This window comes from Xanthomonas sp. 1678, assembly GCF_031455575.1.
Taxonomy (GTDB): domain Bacteria; phylum Pseudomonadota; class Gammaproteobacteria; order Xanthomonadales; family Xanthomonadaceae; genus Xanthomonas_A.
Genome location: NZ_JAVDSZ010000033.1, coordinates 1 through 1,245, shown reverse-complemented (window position 1 = coordinate 1,245; position 1,245 = coordinate 1). Strand labels below are relative to the sequence as shown.

The window sequence follows — 1,245 nt, the reverse complement described above, 5'->3', positions numbered from 1 at the left end:
AAGCCGCTCCTTGTATCTGGACATGGCGCCCCTGAAGGCGTTATGTCTTCCGACTGATCATCGGGGGAGGTGCGGGAAGTCCAGTCGCTCCTGAAGCTTCGAGCTTGTGCTGTAGATCGGCTCCCGCCCTCCATCTGCTGGCCCTGCGGTGTCCGCACGGTATCCAGAGTCCGCCGCTGGCGTGAACTCGCATCCACAAGGCAGGACCGGGCGCAGCGATGATCGTGATCACCCATCCGATGGAGGAGTCCTTATGTCCCCAGTCGTCGGCATCGACGTCGCCAAGCGCAGTTTCGACCTGGCCATCGACCTGGCCAACGGCAAATACCGTACCAAGGCCAAGCTTCCCAACGATCCGAAGGGCTTCCAGGCCTTGCACACGTGGCTGCAGACGCACGCGCAGGCGGACAGCTGGATCGTGGTGGAAGCCACCGGCACCTACCACGAGGCGCTGGCCGAGTTCGTGCATGGGTTGGGCTACCGCGTATGCGTGCTCAACCCCGCGCAGATGGCGCTATACGCACGCAGCCAACTGACCCGGGTCAAGACCGACCGCAGCGATGCCAAGCTGATCGCCAGCTACGGCCAGCGCCATGCGGCGCAGCTGCGGCCCTGGCAACCCGACCCGCCGGCGCTCAAGCAGCTCAAGGCGCTGGTGCGGCGCCGGGACGACCTGCTGCAGATGCTGCAGATGGAGCGCAACCGCCTGGACGTCGCGGCGCGCGTGGTGCGCGACTCGATCCTGGAGAGCATCGACCACCTGCAGGCACGCATCGCGCAGATCGAACGGGCCATTGAGGACCATATCGACCAGGACCCGACCTTGCGCGGGCAGCGCGAATTGTTGGTGAGCATCGACGGGATCGCCGACACCAGCGCGGCGTTGATGCTGGCCGAATTGGGCAATGTGGAGCGCTTCGCTCACGCCTCGGCGGTGACCGCCTTTGCCGGGCTCAACCCCCGGCTGCAGGAGTCCGGCAAGCGCCAGGGCCAGGTCTGCATCTCCCGCACCGGCTCCTCGCGGCTGCGTGCGGGCCTGTACATGCCGGCCTTGGTCGCCATGACCCACAACCCGGTCGTCCGTGCGCTGAAGCAGCGCCTGCGCGAACGCGGCAAAGCCGGCAAGCAAATCGTCTGCGCCGCCATGCGCAAGTTGCTGCATCTTGCCTACGGCGTCCTCAAATCAAACACGCCCTTCGATCCTCAAAAGGCCATTGCCTGTTAGACGGGAAGACGGTATCTACA

At 65.2% G+C, this 1,245-nt stretch carries 1 protein-coding gene; it reads left to right on the top strand.

All coding sequences use genetic code 11. The annotated features are described in order from the left end of the window. The first annotated feature begins 253 nt into the window (after positions 1-253). On the top strand, positions 254-1,225 hold the full coding sequence (locus J2Y70_RS22235) for a transposase (RefSeq protein ID WP_309922732.1): 972 nt from the start codon (positions 254-256) through the stop codon (positions 1,223-1,225). The last annotated feature ends 20 nt before the right edge of the window (positions 1,226-1,245 follow it).

Excerpts from the sequence above, each read along its gene's own strand:
- J2Y70_RS22235 (WP_309922732.1), top strand. The coding sequence starts at position 254 with ATGTCCCCAGTCGTCGGCATCGACGTCGCCAAGCGCAGTTTCGACCTG.